23 protein-coding genes are annotated in these 23,466 nt (G+C 35.3%); 6 read left to right on the top strand and 17 right to left on the bottom strand.

Translation table 11 applies throughout. From position 1 onward, the window contains the following. Window positions 1-186 precede the first annotated feature (186 nt). Window positions 187-1,302: an ATP-NAD kinase family protein gene (locus tag NW240_RS05735; protein WP_258436545.1), complete on the bottom strand. Its 1,116-nt coding sequence runs from the start codon at window positions 1,300-1,302 to the stop codon at window positions 187-189. Between the two features lie 144 nt (window positions 1,303-1,446). On the opposite strand from NW240_RS05735, the gene NW240_RS05740 reads away from it, so the two are divergent. Both NW240_RS05740 and NW240_RS05745 read left to right on the top strand, forming a co-directional pair. Further along, a complete protein-coding gene (locus NW240_RS05740; protein WP_258436546.1) occupies window positions 1,447-1,998 on the top strand; it encodes a chromate transporter in 552 nt (183 codons plus the stop codon). Between the two features lie 4 nt (window positions 1,999-2,002). Further along, window positions 2,003-2,563 (top strand): chromate transporter, encoded by a 561-nt coding sequence (locus NW240_RS05745; RefSeq protein ID WP_258436547.1) that lies wholly within the window; start codon window positions 2,003-2,005, stop codon window positions 2,561-2,563. Between the two features lie 15 nt (window positions 2,564-2,578). Here the strand turns inward: NW240_RS05745 and NW240_RS05750 are convergent, their stop codons facing one another. The 9 genes from NW240_RS05750 to galE form a co-directional block, all read right to left on the bottom strand. Continuing rightward, window positions 2,579-3,472, bottom strand: coding sequence for a D-alanyl-D-alanine carboxypeptidase family protein (locus NW240_RS05750; protein ID WP_258436548.1), 894 nt, complete (start codon window positions 3,470-3,472; stop codon window positions 2,579-2,581). A 127-nt stretch (window positions 3,473-3,599) separates the two neighbouring features. Then, complete coding sequence (locus tag NW240_RS05755; RefSeq protein WP_258436549.1) at window positions 3,600-4,922, bottom strand: nucleotide sugar dehydrogenase; 1,323 nt, start codon at window positions 4,920-4,922, stop codon at window positions 3,600-3,602. Between the two features lie 52 nt (window positions 4,923-4,974). Then, window positions 4,975-5,736 carry a glycosyltransferase family 2 protein gene (locus tag NW240_RS05760; RefSeq protein ID WP_258436550.1) on the bottom strand — a complete coding sequence of 254 codons (762 nt, stop codon included), beginning with the start codon at window positions 5,734-5,736 and terminating at the stop codon, window positions 4,975-4,977. Window positions 5,737-5,749: 13 nt separating this feature from the next. Beyond that, window positions 5,750-6,817 carry a hypothetical protein gene (locus tag NW240_RS05765; protein WP_258436551.1) on the bottom strand — a complete coding sequence of 356 codons (1,068 nt, stop codon included), beginning with the start codon at window positions 6,815-6,817 and terminating at the stop codon, window positions 5,750-5,752. Continuing rightward, window positions 6,814-8,088, bottom strand: a complete 1,275-nt coding sequence (locus NW240_RS05770; RefSeq protein ID WP_258436552.1) for an O-antigen ligase — start codon at window positions 8,086-8,088, stop codon at window positions 6,814-6,816. Before NW240_RS05770 ends, NW240_RS05765 begins: the two co-directional genes overlap by 4 nt. Window positions 8,089-8,150: 62 nt before the next feature. Beyond that, on the bottom strand, window positions 8,151-9,563 hold the full coding sequence (locus NW240_RS05775) for a lipopolysaccharide biosynthesis protein (RefSeq protein WP_258436553.1): 1,413 nt from the start codon (window positions 9,561-9,563) through the stop codon (window positions 8,151-8,153). Between the two features lie 3 nt (window positions 9,564-9,566). Further along, entirely contained in the window at window positions 9,567-10,742 is a 1,176-nt protein-coding gene (locus NW240_RS05780; protein ID WP_258436554.1) for a glycosyltransferase, read from the bottom strand. 23 nt (window positions 10,743-10,765) lie between these two features. Continuing rightward, the gene (locus tag NW240_RS05785; protein ID WP_258436555.1) at window positions 10,766-11,596 is read right to left on the bottom strand and encodes a hypothetical protein; all 831 of its coding nucleotides are present in this window, start codon (window positions 11,594-11,596) and stop codon (window positions 10,766-10,768) included. Between the two features lie 24 nt (window positions 11,597-11,620). After that, window positions 11,621-12,631, bottom strand: a complete 1,011-nt coding sequence (gene galE, locus NW240_RS05790; protein ID WP_258436556.1) for a UDP-glucose 4-epimerase GalE — start codon at window positions 12,629-12,631, stop codon at window positions 11,621-11,623. A 193-nt stretch (window positions 12,632-12,824) separates the two neighbouring features. On the opposite strand from galE, the gene NW240_RS05795 reads away from it, so the two are divergent. The 4 genes from NW240_RS05795 to NW240_RS05810 are packed head-to-tail and all read left to right on the top strand — an operon-like array spanning window position 12,825 to window position 15,946. Continuing rightward, window positions 12,825-13,274, top strand: a complete 450-nt coding sequence (locus tag NW240_RS05795; RefSeq protein WP_258436557.1) for a flavodoxin — start codon at window positions 12,825-12,827, stop codon at window positions 13,272-13,274. Between the two features lie 15 nt (window positions 13,275-13,289). Beyond that, on the top strand, window positions 13,290-14,531 hold the full coding sequence (locus tag NW240_RS05800; protein WP_258436558.1) for an aminopeptidase: 1,242 nt from the start codon (window positions 13,290-13,292) through the stop codon (window positions 14,529-14,531). Between the two features lie 24 nt (window positions 14,532-14,555). Next, window positions 14,556-14,828 carry a hypothetical protein gene (locus NW240_RS05805; RefSeq protein WP_258436559.1) on the top strand — a complete coding sequence of 91 codons (273 nt, stop codon included), beginning with the start codon at window positions 14,556-14,558 and terminating at the stop codon, window positions 14,826-14,828. Window positions 14,829-14,833: 5 nt separating this feature from the next. Further along, window positions 14,834-15,946, top strand: coding sequence for a glycosyltransferase family 4 protein (locus tag NW240_RS05810; RefSeq protein WP_258436560.1), 1,113 nt, complete (start codon window positions 14,834-14,836; stop codon window positions 15,944-15,946). A gap of 58 nt (window positions 15,947-16,004) precedes the next feature. On the opposite strand, the gene map is transcribed toward NW240_RS05810, so the two are convergent. From map to NW240_RS05845, 7 genes are all read right to left on the bottom strand, one after another. Beyond that, window positions 16,005-16,763, bottom strand: coding sequence for a type I methionyl aminopeptidase (map, locus tag NW240_RS05815; RefSeq protein WP_258436562.1), 759 nt, complete (start codon window positions 16,761-16,763; stop codon window positions 16,005-16,007). Between the two features lie 45 nt (window positions 16,764-16,808). After that, on the bottom strand, window positions 16,809-17,600 hold the full coding sequence (locus NW240_RS05820; protein WP_258436563.1) for an acyl-ACP thioesterase domain-containing protein: 792 nt from the start codon (window positions 17,598-17,600) through the stop codon (window positions 16,809-16,811). Window positions 17,601-17,687: 87 nt separating this feature from the next. After that, window positions 17,688-17,933, bottom strand: a complete 246-nt coding sequence (locus NW240_RS05825) for a GlsB/YeaQ/YmgE family stress response membrane protein (protein ID WP_258436564.1) — start codon at window positions 17,931-17,933, stop codon at window positions 17,688-17,690. Window positions 17,934-18,046: 113 nt separating this feature from the next. After that, complete coding sequence (locus NW240_RS05830) at window positions 18,047-19,198, bottom strand: glycosyltransferase family 1 protein (protein WP_258436565.1); 1,152 nt, start codon at window positions 19,196-19,198, stop codon at window positions 18,047-18,049. Window positions 19,199-19,295: 97 nt separating this feature from the next. After that, the gene (locus NW240_RS05835; protein WP_258436566.1) at window positions 19,296-20,564 is read right to left on the bottom strand and encodes a DEAD/DEAH box helicase; all 1,269 of its coding nucleotides are present in this window, start codon (window positions 20,562-20,564) and stop codon (window positions 19,296-19,298) included. Window positions 20,565-20,625: 61 nt separating this feature from the next. After that, window positions 20,626-21,636, bottom strand: a complete 1,011-nt coding sequence (locus tag NW240_RS05840; protein ID WP_258436567.1) for a Gfo/Idh/MocA family protein — start codon at window positions 21,634-21,636, stop codon at window positions 20,626-20,628. 25 nt (window positions 21,637-21,661) lie between these two features. Beyond that, window positions 21,662-23,365, bottom strand: coding sequence for a M3 family oligoendopeptidase (locus NW240_RS05845; RefSeq protein WP_258436568.1), 1,704 nt, complete (start codon window positions 23,363-23,365; stop codon window positions 21,662-21,664). Window positions 23,366-23,466: the final 101 nt, after the last annotated feature.

The raw sequence follows: 23,466 nt of genomic DNA on the forward strand, positions 1-23,466 counted from the left end.
TTTGCCTTGTAACCGGATGTTTTCACAAACACCCTCAAGCAACTAAACACTAAATTTGTTTATAATATCAACAAAGAAAGTTAGTTATACTTTTCACAACCGCTGTTCGATATACAAAAGTTGTTGTTAATATATCGACAATCACTTGGCTGTTTTAAGTTTTTTTCACAAAACTTTATCTTTTTTCTAAATTGCAGTCACTTTATACATTCTGGAGTTATGATAACCTAGTAAGACTTTATGATAACCTGCTAATTTTTCATCAACTTCACGGTTACCTGTATAAACTAAAAGCGGTTGTCCCTTCAAGGTATTTAATTTTCCAGGGGTTGCAACGATTATAATATCTTCTTTATCTAACTTGGCAAGGACTTTGTCAGATAATTGATGATTCCCTCGACCAAAAAGATACCCTTGTCCACCCATCGGTGTAACAATTAATTTAGCTGGTTGATCTCCAATAATATCTAGAATTTCTTGTTCGTATACATCTTTTTTTACAATTTTTTTATTTCGTATGATATCCACACCTAATAATGTTGGATCTAAACCTAACTCTAACATTACAGGTGCGACTGTTGAACCAGATCCAATTATATAGAAGACATTTTCTTCCATTCTATCTATAATATCAAGCGCTACAGAAACTCTTGCTGCTTCATCAGATTGAGGGGTAGGTGATTTTAAGTTTTGCAAATGACTTTCATCATAAGGAACGCTCAGATAACCATAAACTTTTGTAATAATTTCGTCACGCCGAAAAGCATCCTCCTCAATATCGATAACTTCTTCATCTTTTAAAGACAATTCCTTATCTTTCAAATATCTCAAAGCTAACTTTCCCGCATGTTCAGGTGTCACTGCATAAACAGGGGAGTGAATTTTAACTCCCGCTGGGATTCCAACCGTTGGAATAGCGAGTTGAGTGACTGAAGCAATATCACGAGCTGTTCCATCGCCTCCTGCAAACAGTATTAAATCTACCCCACGCTCTTGCAGTTTTTCAACTAATTGAATGGTATCCTTCGCACTACTCTCTCCATCAATTTGATGAATCACTTCATAATTTAATTCTGTTTCTTTCACTACATCTTCGCCCATCTTGCCAGAAGCGACATAGACAATTAATTCTTCTTTAAGTGGATTTAATTCTTTGAGTGCTTTTAAAGCTTTTATAGGTGCCTCAGGATTAGCCCCTCTTTTAATAGCCTCATTCAAAACCTCCTTACCATCCGTACCCTTTAACCCTACTCGTCCTCCCATTCCTGCAATGGGATTTACTACAATTCCTAACTTTTTCATTTCAACTCTCCTCTCAACCTTTTTCTATCTTATTATAGGCCTTATAGCTACTTTTGTCATACTTAAGCTCAGGTTTACATTTTTCTCTTTTCTCTCTATAATTTGAATTGTCTAATTTTATTAGCAACTATTAGGAGTGATCCTTTGCAAAAAGAACTAAAATTTTATATCAAATTATTTCGAGTAACTTTTCTATTAAGCGCTTTTACCTTTGGTGGAGGTTATGTAATTGTAAGTCTTATGAAAAAACAATTTGTTGATGACTACCTTTGGTTTGAAGAAAATCAAATGCTTGATTTAATCGCTATCGCCCAATCTTCACCTGGGGCAATTGCTATTAATGCTGCGGTTATTGTGGGCTATCAATTAGCAGGATGGCTAGGTGTTCTCACCACTGTTTTTGCGACTATTCTTCCTCCCTTTGCAATTATCTCTATTATTGCGCATTTCTATCAGGTTTTTATTGAAAACCAATGGGTAGCCTGGATGTTAGAAGGTATGCAGGCAGGAGTTGCGGCTGTTATCGCTTCTGTTGTTTATACAATGATCAAAGATCTTATTAAACAAAAAGAAAAGTATTTGATTCTGATTTTTATATTCGCACTTATCTTAGTTAGCTATTTTAACTTTCCGATTTCATGGCTAATTCTTATTTCGTTATGTGGCGGCTTTATTTATTCTTATTTAAAGAGGTGATTACTTGATATATTGGGAATTATTTGTAACTTTTTTGAATATTGGCTTACTTTCATTTGGTGGTGGATATGCTGCTTTGCCTTTAATAGAAGATTTGGTCGTTCATCAAGAACATTGGCTATCTCTGGAAGAATTTAGTCATCTGATTACAATCTCACAAATGACTCCCGGACCAATTGCTATTAATGCTTCTACTTTTATTGGCACGCAAATTGGAGGTGTCAGTGGCGCAATAGTTGCTACAATCGGGTGTACCCTCCCTTCTATTGTTATTGTTACTTTCTTAGCCTACCTCTATCACCGTTATCAAAAATTGAGTTTGATCCAAGATACTCTTTTTATCCTTAGACCCATAGTGATTGCTTTAATAGCTAGCTCAGGACTATCAATTTTTGTTAACGCAATTTGGCAAAATGAGACGGTCGTTTGGATGGACCCTAATTGGTTAATGTTGATTATTTTTATAATAGCAATGCTATTGCTCAATAAGTTCAAAGCCAACCCTATTGTAATTATGATTTCAGCAGGAATTGTTAACTTAATTTACCATGCATTTTCTATATAAAAAGATCATGACTATCTAGTCATGATCTTTTTTATTAAAGGATTCATTATTAAACAGCTCATCAATCGTTTTCTTTTGTTCTTCTAACCACTCTCGCGCTTCATTAACCGCTTGGTTTTTAGCAGCTTGTCTTATTTTCTCGCTTTTTTCCCGTTTATCACGTTCTTCAATAAGCGCTAGGTATTCTTCAAGAGTAAGTCCATGTTCCATTATAAATTGTGCATTTAATTGCCCTACATAGCGAAAGTGCCATGGTTCAAAATTAAAAGTGGTTATTTCTGACTTATTTTGAGGATATCTTAAAATAAAACCATATTTGGCTGCATTTTCTTCTAACCATTGGGCCGATCCTGATTCACTATAATTTTCAGTTAAGCCTCCACCTATACTCGTCCAATCTTGACCCAATATATCAATAGCAAGACCCGTCATGTGCTCAGTAGCATTAGCAGGTGCTGTATATAAATTGGTTAAATGTATAGCTTCCGATTCACTATAACCAACAGCCATTAAAGCCTGTTTTCTAGAACTTTCTAATCCTGCTTGTTGATCTGTCGAGCGATAGCCTGAAATAATAGTAAATTGGTAGTCATTTTCTAAACCCGCTTGCAACATCTGATTAAGTTTTTCTTCGATACTAGCAGCATATGGGATTCCTTCAATAGAGGTGACTAAATCAACATCAACCTGATTGTTGTTGGGATTGCTAGGGTTCACTAAAAATAGATAAGGATCAACTATATTTGCATCTTCAGGAAGCAAATCAATTAATTCATCTATACTAGCATTAGATTTTATCGCTTTGATTTGACTAATTGCTGGCAAATTATATTTAGTTAAAGCCAGTGCTTGGTCAAAAGGAAAAATAAGTAGAAGAGAGAATATTAAGAAAATTTTCTTAATGTTCATTTTAATCACCTCATATTTTTTCAAATGATTAAAAATTCTGATGGATAGCTTTTTGATAATTAAACGATGTAAGGAAACTCTCAAACTTTCTATCCAAATAGATAAAATGTTTGAGAGTTGATTTTTTTTATAAGCGCCAAAAACTATATCCTGCTTTCTTAAAATAAGCAGCATCTACTACGCTTTTGACATCCATTAAAACTCTTTCTTCAGGTGATAATTTGGCATTAAACAATTTTTCAATGCTGGTATTATCAAGCTCTCGAAACTCTTTATGGGCTACTGCAAAAATTACAGCATCTGCATCCTGAACTTGATTAAAGTCTGTTAAATCGACATCATATTCTGCTTTGGCATCACTTGATTCGGCCCACGGATCTACTACAACAGGCTCAATATCGAAAGTTCTTAAATAATTAATAATATCGGCAACTTTTGAATTACGCGTATCTGGTGTATGTTCTTTAAAAGTTAGACCTAAAATAACGATTTTAGAGTCTGTTACCTTTTTACCGGCCTTAACCATAAGCTTAATTAACTTATCACCAATAAACTCTCCCATTTGATCATTTATTTGGCGACCAGAAAGAATAATCTGACTATGATAGCCCAAGTTTTCTGCCTCGTAAACAAAATAGTATGGGTCAACACCAATGCAGTGTCCTCCAACCAGTCCTGGTGTGAAACCTAAAGCATTCCATTTAGTATTCATGGCATCAATAACATCTTGCGAATCAATTTCCATTCGATCAAAAACGAGAGCCAACTCATTCATAAATGCGATGTTAATATCTCTTTGACTATTTTCAACAACTTTAGCAGCTTCAGCCACTTTAATACTTGGTGCACGATGAACCCCTGCTTCTATAACTAATTCATAAACTTTAGCCATTGTATCTAAAGCATCTTCAGTTGTAGCAGAAACGATCTTTTTAATGGTTGGTAACGTGTGGACTTTATCTCCTGGATTAATTCTTTCAGGAGAATAACCTACCCAAAAATCTACACCATGGACTAAGCCAGAACTTTCTTCAAGCTCCGCGATACACATTTCCTCGGTAACCCCAGGATAGACTGTTGACTCATAAGCAACTAAAGTCCCTTTGGACATGTTTTTACCTACAGTTCTTGTGGCTGAAATAACTGGATCTAAATTAGGTGTCTTATCTTGATTAATCGGTGTTGGAACAGCAACAATAATAAAGTTCGCTTCTTTTAGCCTACTTTGGTCATAGGTGAAAGCTAATTTTGTATTCTTAACTGCTTCATCGCCTACTTCAAGCGTCGGATCTTTCCCTTCCAAATACTGTTCCACCTTATGGACGTTATTATCATAACCGATTGTCTCAACATGCTTTGCGAATTCAATAGCAATGGGCATACCTACATACCCTAGACCTACTACTGCTAATTTTGTTTTACCTTCAAGTAAATTTTGATAAATGTTCATTATTGTCTCCTAACATTGATTAAGTTGTCTTATAATATAATTATCTACTAAATTATAACCGTCTTTTGATTGCTTGAAAAACATAATGACTAAAGTAATACAAACACTTATACAGAGGTAACTTTTCTAAATGTCGATAAGTATACCATGTTCGCTTCAAAGCTGAGAGCTTATTGGAAGAAATAGAGCCTGAAACTTGGCGATAGTGATTAAGCACCTCATTTAGAGCATAGGCTTCGACTTTTCGTTCGCGCATTAACATTAGCCATGTTGCTGTATCCTGTCCCTTGCGCACCAAAGGCATTCTAAAGTCACCTATTTTTTTGCGATCAATCATTACCGTAGAGCAAGCAATCGCTGTGTTTTTCAAAAGTCCACTATACCCTAAGTGGTCCGGTAATTCTACCAATTCTTTAAGCGTTTCTCCTTTTTCATCAATTAAGGAAAAATTAGTGTAGGTAAAGGATCGTTCTTCTTTTTGCATAAAAGCTAATTGCTTCTCTAGCTTGCTAAACTCCCAGACATCATCGCTATCAATAAATGCGATATATCTTCCTTTTGCCATTTCAAGTCCTTTGTTTCTTGCCACTGCAGCCCCAGAATTTATTGATAAATTAATTAATTGAATGCGACTGTCTTCTTGAGCAAATTGTTGAATAATGCTCACACTAGAATCATCTGAGCAATCATTTACTAACAACCATTCCCAATTCTGGTAGCTTTGCCCAATCACACTTTCCACAGTTTTTTTCAAAAATCTTTCCGCGTTATAAACAGGGGTTATTATCGAAACTAATTCTGTTTCTAAAGTCATCCCAAAATTCTCCTTAAATAATTTGAATAATTTTTACTCTTGCTGGATAAAGCTCTGCTAATTGGCGTTGGTTAATATACCACTTTTTATCAGTGATATTAGCATCCAAGATAATAACAATTTCATTAGGTGATAGGTCTGTGCTAAGACTGGCTATGTTAGTGGCTTGCACTCCATATTTATTACCTTCAGAAGTTATCAATTCTTGAACATTAGCTTCCTGGTGCTTTTGCTGTCTAAGAATCACTCTCTGACTATTATTAGGAGTTTGAATTAATTTTTCTAAAATTGCTCGATCGTCCTGACGGTTATAGATAAAATGTAAGTCGTTAATCCCCCATGTATAATCAAAAGCATAGCCTATTTTATGTTTTCGATAATGTGCAATCATATTCCAAACAAACGATAAAATTGCGCCTAAAAAAAGTCCCAATACGCCATAGATAATACTTCCTTTCGCTTCTTTGGTTTGAAACGGTGTCAAAGTTTCCTTACTAGGAACTTCTTCAGTTAAATCAATTGGAATCATCTCTCCAATTTCTGGTGAGCGAATGATTGAGACAGTATTTTTACCGAGAAACGGCAATTCTTGTTTTTCTAATAATTCAGCGTAAGCATTAGCTATCTTTAAGTTTTCTTCAGCATTTTTCCCGACTAAAAATCTTAAAGTAATAACATTTGAAGCTGCATCACGAATTCCTGCAAGCCCTCCTCGGAAGGTGTTTGTCTTATACATTTCAAGATCTTTTTCCGCTTGAAGCCATTTCTCAAACTCAGTATCAGTTTCTGCTTCTATCTGTTTTACAACAGCCGGCGTCGAAAAATAATCATCAAAGACAGCTGCTGTTGAAAAGAGACTGCCATCTTCCATTGTCACAATCACCTGAAATGAAGCGGGCTCTTGTTGATAGGCATGAGCTAGATAATTATAAGACTCGATTTTATCACTATTTATTATCCGATTAACAACATACCTTCCCCCTACAACTAATAGCGAGGTAATAATTGACCCAAAAATAATTCTTCTAAAATTATTTTTTATAAAACGGTATAGCTCGTAAAAAACTGTAGCTAAACTCATATTCCTATTCTCCTTTTATTTTTGAAATCTAGTATTTGCTCATTTTTATCGATTATTTTAACCCAACTTATTATTAACGCAAAAAATACCCAATGCCATTCAATCAACATATTATTTGCGCTAGTTATACTTGCTAAGATAAAAATAATTAAAAAACTATAGAATGTAAAGGAAACATTGCTTTGTATATTTGCGGCTTGTCTCTTCACTCTAGCAATATACTCTAATCGTCTTAGCATTCCAATATATGCCCATAGATAGAGTAGAAGTGAAAGAATGCCGTTAGAAACTAAAATTTCAAGCCACCAATTATGCATATTGGTTATTTCGTTGGTTGGCCAGAAAGGCCTTATTGTAGCCCAATACTCGATATTACCCGACCCTACTCCCAACCCTAAGGTTTGGGTCAAATATAGCAATCCATTTCGCCAGATATTCATTCGCTTAGTATCACCTGATAAGCCTGCTTGTGGACCACCTAGAAAAATCACTTCAAAGACTTTTTCACGTATGGGTGGAATTAACATCATAGAAATAAAAAAAGCAATCATTATATAAAGTCTTTTCCCTTGGAAAAGATCTAGCTTGAAATTACGGATTAGATTCAAGCTGATAAAAAGAATTAAACATATTAAGGACATTCTTGATCCACTTTGAAAAATCAAAAATGTGGTTAAAACAAACATCACTAATAAGAAGATCCTTTGCCAATATCTTCGACTGTAATAGTATAAAACCATACAAAGGGTAATATAAGCTAAGAGTAAAGTAGCGTAGTCATTTTGATTGGCAAAAAAGGTGATTGGAATTCGAGTCCATGGTTGAGAATCGAAAGTTCCGTATTTATCTAATTTGGCCATATCAGCAAATAAATAGAAATTAGCAATAATTTCGATATAGCCCCAAAATACTAAGGCTGTCATCATCCCCCACATAGCTTGAGCCAGACGAAACCATTGTCTTTTTGTATCCACCCAAAAATAGACAGCTACAATTGATGCCATACCGACCGTCATTAAAAAGGAGACTTGAAGCCAATCTTTGAAACTCTCTGCCCAAAGACCTGTTGTTAATGCGATTAACCACCAAGCTAAAAAGCATAAAAGCATACGTGTAGCCATAGAGGGAATAACCAATATTAGTTTTCGATCTTTATGTAAAATTTGCCAAGCAAGAATCAAAACAGAAAAAAGAGAAAGAATTCGATAAAGCGTAATTTGAGCAACTGGTGTTTCAACAGCTAGAATTTGTGAACCTAAAAAAACACTCATGACTAAAAGTAAACAATATATAAACATGGGACACTCCTTTCTTTCTCTTTCTGTTCAACCAATTAATTAAAATCCCACTTCTCAGGTTGTCGCCAGATTTGATAGCCATCTCGAATGGTAGAAAACTGAATAATAAGACAAATCAAGGCTAAACCAAAGGTTATAGACAAGCGATAAGCGTAATCTTTAGTATTAATAAAAGCAGCGATAAACATAATACAAATGGACAAGAGATGTTTGCTTTGATTGAAATAAAACCCTGTCCGACTAGAAAAGTAAGTTCTAGCTAGATAAAACATGATGTATGCTCCAGATGATGCGGTAGCTGCTCCAAGAGCCCCCCATTTTGGAGTAAGCCAAAGGTTAATAAAAAAACTAGGAATCAAAGCTAATAAAGAAACCAATGTATTAAAATAGGTCTTGCGTGAAAACACAATTCCCAGTGTCGTTGTTTCAGAAAGTGTATACATTATATGAGGAAAACAGAGCAAACCAAGAATATACTGAACAGAACCATAGTCTTCCCCTAAAATCATCATTATCACAGGACGAAAAACAAGGATTCCAAAAAAGATACCCGTTAAAATAAAAAGAACCGCATCTGATATAAACTTATAATGCTTCATTGACTTGCCTTCATCATGCCATCGATAAGCAGTAGGAACCCAAAAAGTTGCGAAGGCTGTTTTTAGAATACCAATCATATTAACAATTGCGATACCCGCGGCATAAAACCCTAATTCTTTTTTTGTAGAAAAAGATCGGAGCATTAGACTATCAATTGTATTAAGCACTGAGTTGAGAGACATTGCCACCATGAGTGGAAAACCAAAAGCCAGCAGCTTTTTTATAAGGTCATAATCGAAAACAAAATCTTTCCATGCTAATAACTCTCTATAACGTAAAAAAAGAAGACTATCCCCTAAAAGTTGGCCAAAGATCATCCCGAAAACCACTACGCGAAAATCACGAATTCCCAAAGCAATCATGGCCAAAGAAACTGCAAAAATTAAGCTCTTTAGTAAAATAGTAAAACCAGAATATTCTTTAGCCTTTTCTTGCATTCGAATAGAAATGAGTACAAATCGTTCAACTATCATTGATATAAGAAGAATAGCACTCCAAATCACTATGTAACCTGCATTTGCATCGCTAAATAACCAGTTCGCAATGGTCTGATTAAAAATAAGCATTACAAAAGACAAGACAATCCCCATACCGATTGGAATAATTATTGCTTGTTGAAAAAGGTGCTTTTTAGATACAGCTTGATGAAATTCGCGAGAAAAAGCTTGATCGAGGCCAATGTATAGGAAATTGGGAATATTTAAGATTAAGTTACGATACAATCCTGAAACACCATATTGATCAGCTACTAATATCTGAGTCAAAATGCGGATTTGAATCAATGATATTAACGCCCCAATAATGGGGCCTAAGGAAAAGCCCATTAATCTTTTTAAAAAATATTTCATATATTACCTCGAATCTATTTGAAAATGACTCACTTGATCATCTAAAACTTGACGATACAGCTTGGCTGCTTCTTCATTAGTGAAAGATTTATTTTTTATTCTTCTAAAACGGTCTTCATCACTAGGAATTTTATTTAAGCTCTGATTATAAACATCAATCATGGTTTGATACCAGTCTTTTGGTTCACACTCCAAAGACAGAAATTGGATTAACCCCAAACCCAAGTCCACCTCTTTACTTATTTGATCACTGGCAATCACGGGAATACCTATCGCTTGCGCTTCAATAGCCACCGTTCCAAAACCTTCCGAAAAAGAGGGCATAATTAATAGATCGATACCGGCTAATAAATTAGCAACTGGACTAATCCGGCCAGCAAAGAAAACTTGGTCTTTGATTTCTTTTTTCTTTACTTCTTCTTCTAAGAAAGCGCGATCTTCACCCTCTCCAGCAATCACTAATTGCAAAGGATGGTCTTGTTTTTTACTGTATGCTATGATCTCCAAGGTCAAAAGGTGATTTTTAACTGCTGTTAAACGTCCCACTTGTCCAATTACCAAGCTTTGATCGCTTTTCTCAATAAATTTACTTTGCCAGTATTTATGTGCTGCTAGCCTTTCTTCAGTAGCTAATAGGAAATCATCAGGTTCAATACTATTAGGAATTACGATTGAAGATTCGCCAACCTTCAAGCCAAACAATTCCTGAATAGAAAGGCTTGAGCATCCAATAGGCAAGCGAGACAATCTCCTATTAACTTGCGTATCAAAAACTTGCAACAATTTATTTTTAAAAGATGGATTTTTGTCATAACGGTAATGGCCATGAATATAGAAATCAAATTTCTTACCTTTTTGTAATTGATGCGCTAAATAATAATAAACGATTGATCGGTAACCTGCAATATGACTATAAACTACTTGATATTCATTATCTTGAAAAGCTTTAGCAAAGCTTTTCTTAAAGGATTGCCAAGAAGTTTTTTTGGGATTCTTCAGAAAATAAACCTGACCCCCTGTTGCTTCAATTGTCTGTTTAAAGTGATCAGGAACTTGACTATAGGTAACTACATCAAAAACTATCTTTTGATTGCTAGCTCCTTTGGCCAAGTTATTAATAAATGTAGAAATGCCTCCTCCAAAAGAAGACATTATATGTAAGATTCTAATTTCTTGCAAAAGCTTCCTCCTTATTTGATCTCCTACTGACTAAAATTAAGGGATTCTAACAATATTTCTCTTTCATTTCTTGTTTGGGTGCCAGATAGATTAAGTGTTTCTGGTTTTTGACCCTTTTGAAGATTATAGTAGAGAATAAATTTTAAAAAATGATCGAAACTAATGTTACTTTTCACAAAATAATCCGTTTGATTTAATTCTTTGGCTAGTTTTAAGAAGTGACGATAATCCATTAAATTATCAGCCATAAGTTGACTTCTCTTTTGAGCTGGTAAATTCTCAATAATAATATCTTCAAATAACACTCCATTAGCATTAATTTTTGCAACTTCTTCTAAACTATCTAAATCTAAGATAATTAAAAAATCAATGGGTAAATTGTATGATTTCGTCAATTGTTCAACTAAGGCTAATTCTCCTTGCTTTAAACCATACTCTCTGATGGTTTTTGGAGCTTGAGAATCTGATATAAATAAGTCTAATTGTGGATCGATATTGACTTGCACGATCTTTTCTTGATTATAATCCCATACATAATAAGTTAATTCAGTAATTCTTTTCTCGCCAATCCGCCCTGTTTGGCTATAATCATAACTCAAAACTAAGAGCTCGATACCATCTTTGGCTAGTTCACTAAAAGACTTGCCTTTATTTTCTAATAGTTCTTGTCCAATACTGTAGTGTTGCCATTCAGAAGAGTCCTGTACAAAGGTAGTTTGGAAAGAGTCTTTTAGATTATTAAGATAGCCGAAAAAAAGAAAACTAGAAAAAACTAAAAGAATCATCACAAGAAAAAAGACCAAAAGTCTTTTTGAAAAAAAAGGACGTTTGTCTGTTTTCTGTTCTGGAAACATTTGCTTCCTCCATTCAAATTATCATTAAAAACCCTCTGGGTTCTTTTTTTGCCAATTCCAAGAATCTAAGCACATAGCATATAAGTCTTTTTGAGCCTTCCAATTTAGCTCTTTATTAGCCCTCTCAGAATTGGCATAAGCAATTGCGATATCCCCTGACCGACGATCCACAATTTGATAAGGTATATGAACTTGGTTGGCTTCTTCAAATGTATGAATCAAATCTAGGACAGAATAACCTTGACCGGTTCCCAAATTAAATATTGCTACTCCCTTATTTTTTAGATTGTGGCTAATCGCTTTTTGATGGCCTTGAGCAAGATCTACTACATGAATATAATCGCGCACACCTGTTCCATCGTGTGTTGGATAATCATTACCAAACACTTGCAATTCACGGCGCTTGCCGATTGCTACTTGAGTGATATAAGGCATTAAATTGTTAGGAATCCCCTGAGGATCTTCACCAATCAAGCCAGAATGATGTGCTCCGATAGGATTAAAATAACGTAATAGAGTCACTGACCACTCTGAATCTGAGCGCGATAAGTCTTGCAATATTTTTTCTAAGACTAATTTTGTATAGCCATAAGGATTACTGGCCTCACCTGTCGGCATTGATTCATCAAATGGCGCTTTATGAGTTTCGCCATATACAGTTGCTGAGGATGAGAAAATAATGTTTTTCACTTGGTTTTCTTGCATGACTTCGAGCAAGGCAATCGTACCACTAAGGTTATTATGATAGTACTTTAATGGTTGTTCAACGGATTCACCAACAGCTTTATAGCCAGCAAAATGAATGACTAAATCAACAGAGTGATTTTTAAAAATTTGATCCATTGCCTGCTTATCTTCAATGTTTTTTTGATAAAAGGTCACTTTTTTACCGGTGATTGTTTGAATGCGATTTAAAACCTCTGGTTTTGAATTTGAAAAATTATCTACAACGATTACTTCTTGAGCATCATTTAATAGTTCAATGACTGTGTGACTGCCTATATATCCTGTTCCACCTGTTACTAAGATTGACATACATAGCCTCCATCCTAATCTTAATAATATTCTGATTAATTATAGCATAACAAATCTAGCTATATTCAATCTTCATAATTTCTTCCTAAATTTACTCTTATTAGTTGCACCATAGGAATTGAGTTCCACAATTGTTACGAAATTTGATATAATAACTCAAGGTTTAAACAACTTAACCTTAAGGGGGAATATAATGGCAGAGGCATTAATCATTTTTGCAAGTCTTACTGGAAACACCGAAGAAATGGCTGATATTATTGCTGAGCGTCTTGAAACACATGGTATTACTACTGATGTGGTTGAAGTCATGCAAGCAGATGCAGAAGATTTTTTAGAATATGATGCTGTATTAATTGGCTCTTATACATACGGAGTCGATGGCGTACTACCTGACGAAATGCTCGATTTTTATGAAGATCTGGGTGAGTTAGATTTATCAGATAAAGTCTTTGGCGTTTTTGGTTCAGGCGATACTTACTATGAAGTCTTTTGTGGTGCTGTCGATCACTTTGAAAAGCAATTTTTAAAGGTAGGCGCTCAAGCGGGTGGTCCATCATGTAAAATTAATTTAAATGCCGAAGGTGAGGACATTGAACGTCTTCAAGCTTTAGCTGATGGTATTGCTGAAAAAATAAATCAATAAGGAAAGAGGTATGCTATGGCTTTAAAAAACTTTGATCAACTTCTTGAAAAATATGCAAACTTAATCGTCAATAAAGGAATTGCGGTTAGTAAAGAAGATTATATTTTAATTTTCGCTGACCTTGACCAAGCTCCATTAGTTCGCTTAGTGACTGAAGCTGCTTATAAAGCAGGTGCTAAATTTGTTAAAGTAAATTGGGCAGACGACGCATTAACTCGTCTTCATTTTACTCATCAATCTGAAGAAACACTGACCGATATTCCACAATTTAAGGTTGAGGAAGGCAATTACTTTGTAGAAAAAAGAGCTAAACGCATCTCACTACGTTCAAGTGATCCAAATGTTCTTAAAGGAATTGACCCTGCAAAAATAAATGCAGCAAACCGTGCTTCATCTCAAGCTATGAAAGATGTACGTATTGCGACACAATCAAATCTTGTTTCATGGTTGGTTGTTGCAGGTGCAGGTAAAGAATGGGCAGCTCTTGTGTTCCCTGAACTAAAAACTTCCGAAGAACAAGTTGATGCTTTATGGGATCAAATCTTCAAAACAACTCGTATCTATGAAGAAGATCCAATTAAAGCTTGGGATGAACACGAAGAACGTCTTAGCGAAAAAGCGCGCTTCCTAAATGAACAACAATTCGACCAGTTGCATTATACAGGACCTGGAACTGATTTCACTGTCGGCTTACCTAAAAACCATGTCTGGGAAAGTGCCGGATCACTTAATGAAAAAGGCGAAGTCTTTATTGCTAACATGCCTACAGAAGAAGTCTTTACTGCTCCAGATTCAAGACGTGCAGAGGGCTATATTTCTTCTTCTAAACCACTAGCTTATGGTGGCACTGTAATTGATGGAATGAAATTCACTTTCAAAGACGGTAAAGTTACCGAAGTATCAGCCAAAGAAGGTGAAGAAACCTTACGTCAACTGGTAAAGGAAAATGAGGGTTCTGATTCCTTAGGTGAAGTAGCACTTGTTCCGCATCAATCACCAATTTCTCAATCGGGCATTATCTTCTTTAATACTCTATTTGACGAAAATGCTTCTAATCATATCGCATTAGGACAAGCCTATGCTACCTCAGTAAGAAACGGTGCAAAAATGAGTCAAGAAGAGCTAAAAGAAGTGGGACTTAACCGCTCGAATGTTCACGTGGACTTTATGGTAGGAAATGCGGAAATGGATGTTGATGGAATTGCAGCAGATGGTACTGTTACACCAATCTTCCGTAAAGGGGAATGGGCATTTTAATCAATTTAGAAGGAGGCGATAAGGATGGTAACCCCTTCAAACTTCAATACAAATTTTGAAGAAGAAATAACCAAACACATTGAAGAAATAGATCGACGGGTAGACCGAACTGGTTGGCCGCTTCTAATCATTGGCGTCATTATTTTCTTCTTACTTGTTTATCTATCTGTAAAAGCTTTTTCAATTCCAACGACGAAAGAATATGAAGGCAGCCAAGCCGCCATGAATCAAAAAGTTGAAGATTTAGAAAATCGACTTTCTTCATTAGAAGCCCTTATCGAAGAAGGACAAGAGTAGATAGCATGGATATTTTACATATTAATTCCTATTTCTCAACTTCTGGTTTATTTAAACAAATCTATGATCGTCAAGTAAAACAGGGACATAAATTAGAAGTTTATGTCCCTATTTCTCATCAATTTCCTCAAGAAAGAGTGGCAGCTAGTGGAGATTACTTGAACCTATCTAGAAATCACGATCAATGGATGCGCTGGATTTTTCCACTTAAACACCATAAGATTTGGAAAGATTTAAAAGAAACATACAGTTTAGATAACTTTGAGCTGATTCATGCGCATTCACTCTTTTCAAATGGTTGGCTAGCTAGACAAGTTTATCTGAATTATCAGGTTCCCTATATTGTTGCTGTACGCAATGCGGACCTGCATACTTTTTTTGAAAAAATGCCCTGGATGCGCAAAGTGGGCTTAGATATTATGCGTGATGCCAAGCAGATTATCTTTATTTCACAGAATACTTATCAACAGGTCTTTAATCGCTTTATACCTGCCAAAGATTTGGATAGCCTCAAAGCAAAAAGCCAGGTCCTTGCAAATGGAATTGATGATTATTGGCATAACAATCGCTTTAATGAAAAGAAATTTGTGTGTCATCAGCCGCTTCGTATTGTAACCGCCGGTAAAGTTTCTTCCGGTAAACGCTTTGTTGAATTAGCTAAAATGATCGAGCATTTTTCAAAAAATTACCAAGCAGCAGAGCTACATATTGCTGGTCCCAACTGGGATGCTAAAATTCTCAAGCAACTTCAAACAATGGACCATGTTACCTATCATGGTTCTTTAAATAAAGCTGAAATGGTCAATTTATATCGTTCAATGGATCTTTTCGCCCTACTATCTTTCCCTGAAACCTTTGGATTGGTTTATCCAGAAGCAATGAGTCAGGGGTTGCCGGTAATCTATACTCAAAACGAAGGGTTCGACTCCTTTTTTGAAAATTACCATGTAGGCGTTTCTGTGGATCGATTTGATCAAACAGCTTTCGAGCAAGCAGTTCTTTATATTTCAAACCATTATGAACGTTTGTCTAAAGATGCCTTAGATGCAATCAACTATTTCAAATGGGATGAAATTGTTAGCCGCTATGAAAAACTCTATCAATCTATTGTTTCCTAAAGTTTTTCAATAAAAAAACAAGGTCTAGTTAACTAGACCTTGTTTTTTTGAATTTATATTATATTTCATTTTCTTGTTGAGTCAATAAGATAGGTCCGTCTGGCCCAATTGCTAGTGAGTGCTCATACTGAGCACAGTATCCACCATCTCTCGTTCTGGCCGTCCAGCCGTTTGCATCCATTTTCATTTTCCAATCTCCTGTAGTTACCATGGGTTCAATCGTAATTGTCATGCCCTCTTTTAATCGAAGTCCCCTACCTTTTAAACCATAGTGTGGAACAGCTGGTTCTTCGTGTATAGTAGGGCCAATGCCATGGCCAACAAAGTCACGAACAACACCGAATCCCTCTCCTTCCACATGCGTTTGAATAGCATGTCCAATATCACCTATACGATTCCCTACCTTAGCTTGTTCAATACCGCGATATAAAGCTTCTTTGGTAACTTCCATTAATCGTTTATGTTCTGGACTAATTTCGCCAATTGCATAACACCAACAAGAATCAGAAATTGCTCCATTCAAGTCAACACAAAAGTCAACCTTAACTATATCTCCGGCTTTTAAGATACGATTGGACGGGAAACCATGACATATTTCATCATTAACACTGGTACAAGTAGCGTATTTATAACCTTCATAGCCTATTTGAGCAGCGACCGCTCCAGCCGCTTCAATTTTATTTTGAACAAATTGGTCAATTTGGTTGGTTGTTACCCCTTCTTTTATAAAGTCTCGTAAAGCTACATGGATATCAGATAGAACTTTTCCTGATTCTTTCATGGCTTGAATTTCTCTTTCGGATTTAAGTGTTATCATTAATAACCTTCTTTCTACTTTCATTATCAAATCTATTATAACGAATTAAAGTTCTTTTTTCAGCCATTCAATCTCTATTCGAGCCGCTTCTTGCTGAATGGTATCATTGTAAATTGTTTGATAGGTTATTACTTTATCGGCTTCGGTTCGCGTCTCTAACTTGACATTAGCCTCTGTACGAATCTTCACCTGGTGTTCTCTAAGCAACTCTCGACCATACTTAATCGCTAAGTTTTTTATATAATAATTATTTTGTAACCAAATAGGTAGATTACTAATAGACCAATTTATATAAACAAGATTATTAACATGATTATTAAAATCAATATCTTTATCTATTATGACTTGATCATTTTCTTGACAAAAAGTTATATCCTCTGGAAAGGTAAGTTTTATCTTTTTAACATGCTGATTGTGATCAATAAGTTTTAGTTCTTCCAACATTTTATGGTTGATCCGTCCCATTTTTCTAGTTTTTAAATTAATTACCGCAAATTGAATTTGACACTCTAACAAAAGATGGTCTTTAGACCTTATCTCAAACCACCGCTCTAATAGAAAACGATTGGCCTGAATAATTTTGGTCTTAATCTCAATTATATCACCATATCGAGGCAATTGATTAACAATACATACGTTTTGCGTAATTACCCAACTTTCATCCTGTCCTAGGATAGTGTCAGTTTGATCAAATTGATTAAACTGCTCATGATTAGTCGACGTTTCTAAAATCGCTTCTAATAGTTTAGTAAAATTATTACTTTTATGTTCTCGATCGATGAACCAATCTGAATTTATTTTAAATGTTTGAGTATAAGAAGGTACTTTTTCTGACAATTATATTCCTCCTTTTTTTATCAATAAAGACTCATAAAGAAAAAGAGGCAGATTCTATGAACCCGCCTAATTATTAAGCTAGTTAGCTTATCTAGTTTTCTTTAATACAAAAGATACCACTGCAATCAAAATAATTGCTCCAATTAATGATGGAAAAATAGCGATGTCAGATACTACCGGACCAAAATCAGAGAAAAATTGGCCACCTACCCATGATCCGATGATACCAGCAATGATATTTCCGATAACTCCACCAGGAATATCTTTACCTAAAATCATACCTGCTAACCATCCAATGATTCCTCCGACAATTAAAGTCATAATAAGTGCCATAATTATACCTTCTTTCTTTATTTCGTTTCTATGTAAATTATATAACAATTTACTACATTTTGCGAATGTTTTGCTTTATCTTAACCTTCTTAAGAGTTTAATGAATGACTCTTTTATTGATTCACTAATTTATTAAAATGTGAAAGTTTTTTAGAGTTAAGATGAATAGTTTCTTCATAAAAATCCAATAACATTCTTGTAGCATTTTCCCAAGAATATTTTTCAGCTTCTCGCCGGGCTTTTAATCCCATTTCTTTAAGTTTTAAAGGTTTATCTAAAATTTTGAGAGAATCTATTAGTGATTTTGCATCCCCTGATTGATAAATCATACCTGTTTGATTAAGCGTAATTTGTTCTAAAGTAGGTCCATTCTCAGCAGCGATAACCGGGACTCCTGATGCCATCGATTCTGAGATTACTAAGCCAAAGGTCTCTGAAACAGAGGGAAATATAAATGCGTCTCCTGTTGCATATGCCTTAGACAAGTTTTCTCCATCTAAAAAGCCAGTAAAGGTCGTTTTAGTGCCTGAAAATAATTCTTCCAAATGCTGACGCTCCGGACCATCACCCACGATAGTTAAGCAGATATCCTCTCGGTGGGAAAAGATAGAAAGTAAGTGATCTAAATCTTTTTCAGCAGCAAGACGTCCAACATAGACTAAAAGTTTTTGATTATCTAATCCAAAGGTCCATTGATTGTAAAAATCTTGATCAAAAAATTTAGGGTGTCTTTTATTAAGATCAATACCTCTTGGCAGAACTCCTTCTACAGCTATCCCTTTATCAATTAATTCTTCTTTCAAACTTTCTGAAACGGTAATGTTTAAGTCAGCGTCATGATGCCAAAAGCGAATATAATCCCAAAGGATTGGTTTCAAAAGCGGTAAATTGTAATGATCAAGATAATCAGGCAGATGTGTATGATAGGAGGCTAATAGAGGAATTCCCAAACGCTTAGCGTATTTAACAGCAGAAGTTACCATAAAAAAGGGATTGACTGCATGAATTATATCGGGATTAAAATCTTGAATAATAGCTTTCATTTTACGAGAAGGTAGCCCCCAAGGGCGCGATTTGTATAAAGGAAAGTTAAAAGAATCCATAGGTATCACTTTTACACCTTGATACTCTGTAATTCCTAAATCAGGTGATACCACAATCACTTCATGACCTAAGTCTTTCATTGCAGTTGTCATATGAGCAAGGCGTGTGCAAATACCATCTGTAGCGGGTACAAAAGTTTCTGTGGCTATTAGAATTCTCATTTCACTACTCCTTTACCTTAATGTCCTATCTTCTTAATTATTATAACGCAAGGATAAAAAGATACTGTAAATTTATTGTAAAATTTAGGTAAAGCTTTTATTTGTCTTTTCTGCGCGGTTTCCCAATGTTTTTTGTATTACGCTTACGATTTTTCTTTTTAGCTTTTACTGCTGTTTTCGGTTTTTTTGAATGAGATTTACGCTTAGTTATTCGTTTGCTGGACTGTCTTATTTCTTCCTCCTCAGGCCGTTCATTTAATAATTGACGGTCATAAAGCACTCTTTCTTCTAAGTGAATACTGCTGTCATCAAGCATTCTTTTTAGGTTTAGAGCTTCTTGTTGATTGACCAGTGAAATAGCACATCCCTCATTCCCCATGCGTCCAGTTCTTCCTGAACGATGGTAATAGGTACGCACATCACGCGCTGGATGATAATGAATAACATTAGGTATGCCTTCTATATCAAGCCCTCTAGAAGCTAAATCTGTCGTTAATAGATAGATTGTTTTTTGTTGTCTAAACTGTTCTAAGGCTATTTGTCTTTCTTGATTGGTTAATTGACTATGAAGGACAGATATGGATAAATTTTCAAAAATCATTTTTGCAGCAGCTCTTTCTAAATCGCTAATTTGATCAAAAAAAACAATTGCTTGCATTCCCTCCATTTGAGCCAAACGCTTTAACATGTTTGTTTTTTGTCGGTTGTTTACTTCTAGGTATACATGTTCAGTCTGAATATTGGCCGACTCCATTGAAATTTCTAAGCGATCAAATTCATAATTTTTTGCTTGTAAATAATCAAGAAAGTCTTTACTTTTAGTAGCTGAAAAATAATAGCGTTTAATATCTCTCATGAGGCGCTTCTCAATCATTTCAATGTCTGCTATTTGTTGCTCTCCTTTTGAAAACAAATAGTCTGCTTCATCATAGATAATCCATCTAACCGTATGAACCTTCAGTTTAGATGTTTGCTTTAGTAACTCATTGAAACGACCAGGAGTTGCCACAATAAGCTCTGGTTTGTTTTTTAATTTTTCAATTTGTCTTTTGACATTAGCACCGCCAACAATACTCGTAACAGTAATTCCAAGTAACCGGCTCCATTCATCCACCACTAAAAAAATCTGCTGAGCTAATTCTTGAGTGGGGGCAAATATGATGGCTTGTAGCTGTTGGTTTACTTCAATCTTTTCTAAGATAGGCAGCAAATAGGCCAATGTTTTCCCTGTACCCGTTGGCGAAATAGCTACAACCGATTCTTCATCTTTAATATAGGGATAGACTTGTTTTTGAATAGCTGTCGCCTCGGAAAAATTCTTTTCTTGCCAGTATTTTTTCAATTGAGTATTTGATAATTCCTTCATAATAGCTCCTTTTTCATGAAAGAACGGCTAAAAGTCATTGACTTCTAACCGTTCTAGGGTCTTAGTATAGTTTAGCTGACTGACGTAATAACTCAAGCACTTGAACCACTTGCAAGGATAATTGCCTCCAGTTCTCATACAAAATTTCTTTATGAATTGTTTTTTCTTCTAATATCATATCTGAGAAGCTTAATAATTCATCAAACATTGGATTAGCTGGTAAATAATCGATAATTTGGGCCTTTTTACCTTCTGTGTTGACTAAACTCACTTTTGTTAAGCGTGAGATATCATTAATGATAAAAGTTTCTTTACCAATATAAAATTCACTAGGCATCATAGAATGTACAGTCTTGGACAAAAAGATTGAAACTTGTGTTTGAGGATACTTTAAAATGATTGTACCAAACAAATCAATTTGTCGTCCATCATCTAAAGCATGATAATGAACCGATTCAGGAAGACCAAATAAGTCGAGCGCTATATATAAAGGATAGACACCTAAATCCATCAATGAACCACCTTCAAAATCAGCATTAAAAACGTTGGGAACTTGCCAGCCTTTTTCTTTGGATTCTAAATAAGTCTCATAGCGAGAAGAATACTGTCCCATGTTAAAGTTGGCACCATATAAAGGCGCCTCCAACTCTTTCATTTTATGTTTAATCAATGGTTTTAGGCGACTATAGTTACGACTATGATAATGCAGAGCTGCTTCAAAAACATAAACTCCGACTTCGTCAGCGAGTGAATATAATTCATGCCACTGAGCAGATGAAGTAACCATAGGCTTTTCGATGATTACATGTTTTTTTGCCTTCACAGCTTGCATGGCTTGCTTAAAATGTAAAGAATTGGGACTCGCTATATATATAACATCGATTTTAGGATCATAAAGAATATTATTTAATTCATTGGTAAAATAATCCGCTTCATACTTTAGCGCCAGTTGTTTAGCAGTATCCAAATAGCGTGAGTAAACTGCCGTAAGATGGTAACGTTGAGTTAACTGAGCTGCATTGATCATTTGCTCAGTTATCCATGAGCTACCAATTGTCGCATAGTTCAACATGAGAAACGCTCCTTTAAGATAGACATTATTTTCTTAAGGTTTCTTCATCGACTTGATCAAGATAGGCCTCTATACTAGCTAAAGTATCCGCAAGATTGCCAGGCTCAAATGGTGACTTCAAGTTTCCTGTTGCAATAATTTCTGTGAAAGTCTGAGTTCCTCCAACTTTACAAATATTTAAATAGTCTTCCCATGCTTTTGGATCATGATCGACTTGACTACGTTTCCAGAATTGGAAAGCACACACTTGAGCTAAAGTATAATCAATATAATAGAAAGGCATTGTGAAAATATGCAATTGTTTGAACCACCAACCGCCATTTTCATAGAACTCATTGCCTTGGTAATCAATCCAAGGGTTATAAATTTTTTCTAATTTTCTCCATGTTTGACGACGTTCTTCTGGGGTCATGTTTGGATTTTCATACACTTCATGTTGGAAGTGGTCCACACAAACACCATAAGGAATAAATTGAACAGCTCCAGCTAAATGTTGATACTTAAATTTCTCAATGCTATCACCAAAGAAATTTTTCATCCATGGCCAAGTTAAAAATTCCATCGACATAGAGTGAATCTCACAAGATTCTAAAGTAGGCCATACAGCTTCAGGAGTTTGAATCCATCTTGAGTTATAAACTTGGAAAGCGTGGCCTGCCTCGTGAGTCAATACTTCAACATCATGTGACGTTCCATTAAAGTTAGCAAAAATATAAGGCGTTTTATAATTAGGCAGATAAGTGCAGTAAGCCCCAGTGTCTTTGCCGGGTTTAGATTCTAAATCTAAAACATCGTGTTCAATTAATAAGTCGATGAACTCACCAGTTTCTGGTGATAATTCATGGTACATTTCAACACCTTTGGCAACTATTTCTTCTGGGCTACCTTCAGGCTTAGCATTACCTGTTGGGAAAGTTAGACCTAAGTCATAAAAGGCTAGCTTATCCAAACCTAAACGCTCACGTTGACGTTCAAATAGTTTTTCCGCTAAAGGAACTACGTGTTTTTGAACTTCTTTACGATAGACTTCCACATCATTACGGTCATAGTCCAAACGAGCCATACGCGCATAACCGACTTCAACAAAGTCTTTAAAACCAAGCTTCGTTGCAATTTCATGACGCGTTTTAACTAATTGGTCGTAAATACGATCAAACTCATCTTGACGTTCTAAATACCAATCAGTAATCAGTTCGGAAGTTTCTTTACGAACTTTGCGATCCGGATCTTGCGTAAATGCGCCAATGCTTGATAAGTTATAAGTTTCACCTTTATACTCGATTTCAGCAGAAGCTTTTAACTTACCATATTCGGATACCAAACGATTCTCCTTTTGTAATAACGGAATAATTTCAGGAGAAAAGATTTTCAAATGATTTTCTGCTAATTTAAAGAAAGTATGAGGTAATTCCTCTTCCAATTCTTTGCGGTAAGGTGAATCTAATGTAGCTCGATAATATTCGCTTTCCCATTCGCTAATGAGGGGTGAGTTTTCATCCCAAAAATCTGTTTCATCTGAATAGAATTGATCACGGGTATCCACTGAATGACGAATTGAAGTTAATGTTGAATTGGTTTCAATATCTCTTTGAATGGCTTGAATGGCTTTAACTGCTGCAATTGCTTCATCAGCCGATTCAGCTTTTTTAATTTTCTCAATCTGTTGTTGGAATGACTGTTTTAAAGCAGACATGTCTGGTCTTTTATATTCGAATTCATTGAATTTCATACTTCCACATCCTTTTTTAATTATTAGTTTTATTATAGCACAGCGTGATTATACTGAAAACGATTTAAAAATAAACTTTCTTGACTGCTTTTGTTATACTA

It is taken from the genome of Facklamia sp. 7083-14-GEN3, from assembly GCF_024742075.1.
Classification (GTDB): Bacteria; Bacillota; Bacilli; order Lactobacillales; family Aerococcaceae; genus Facklamia.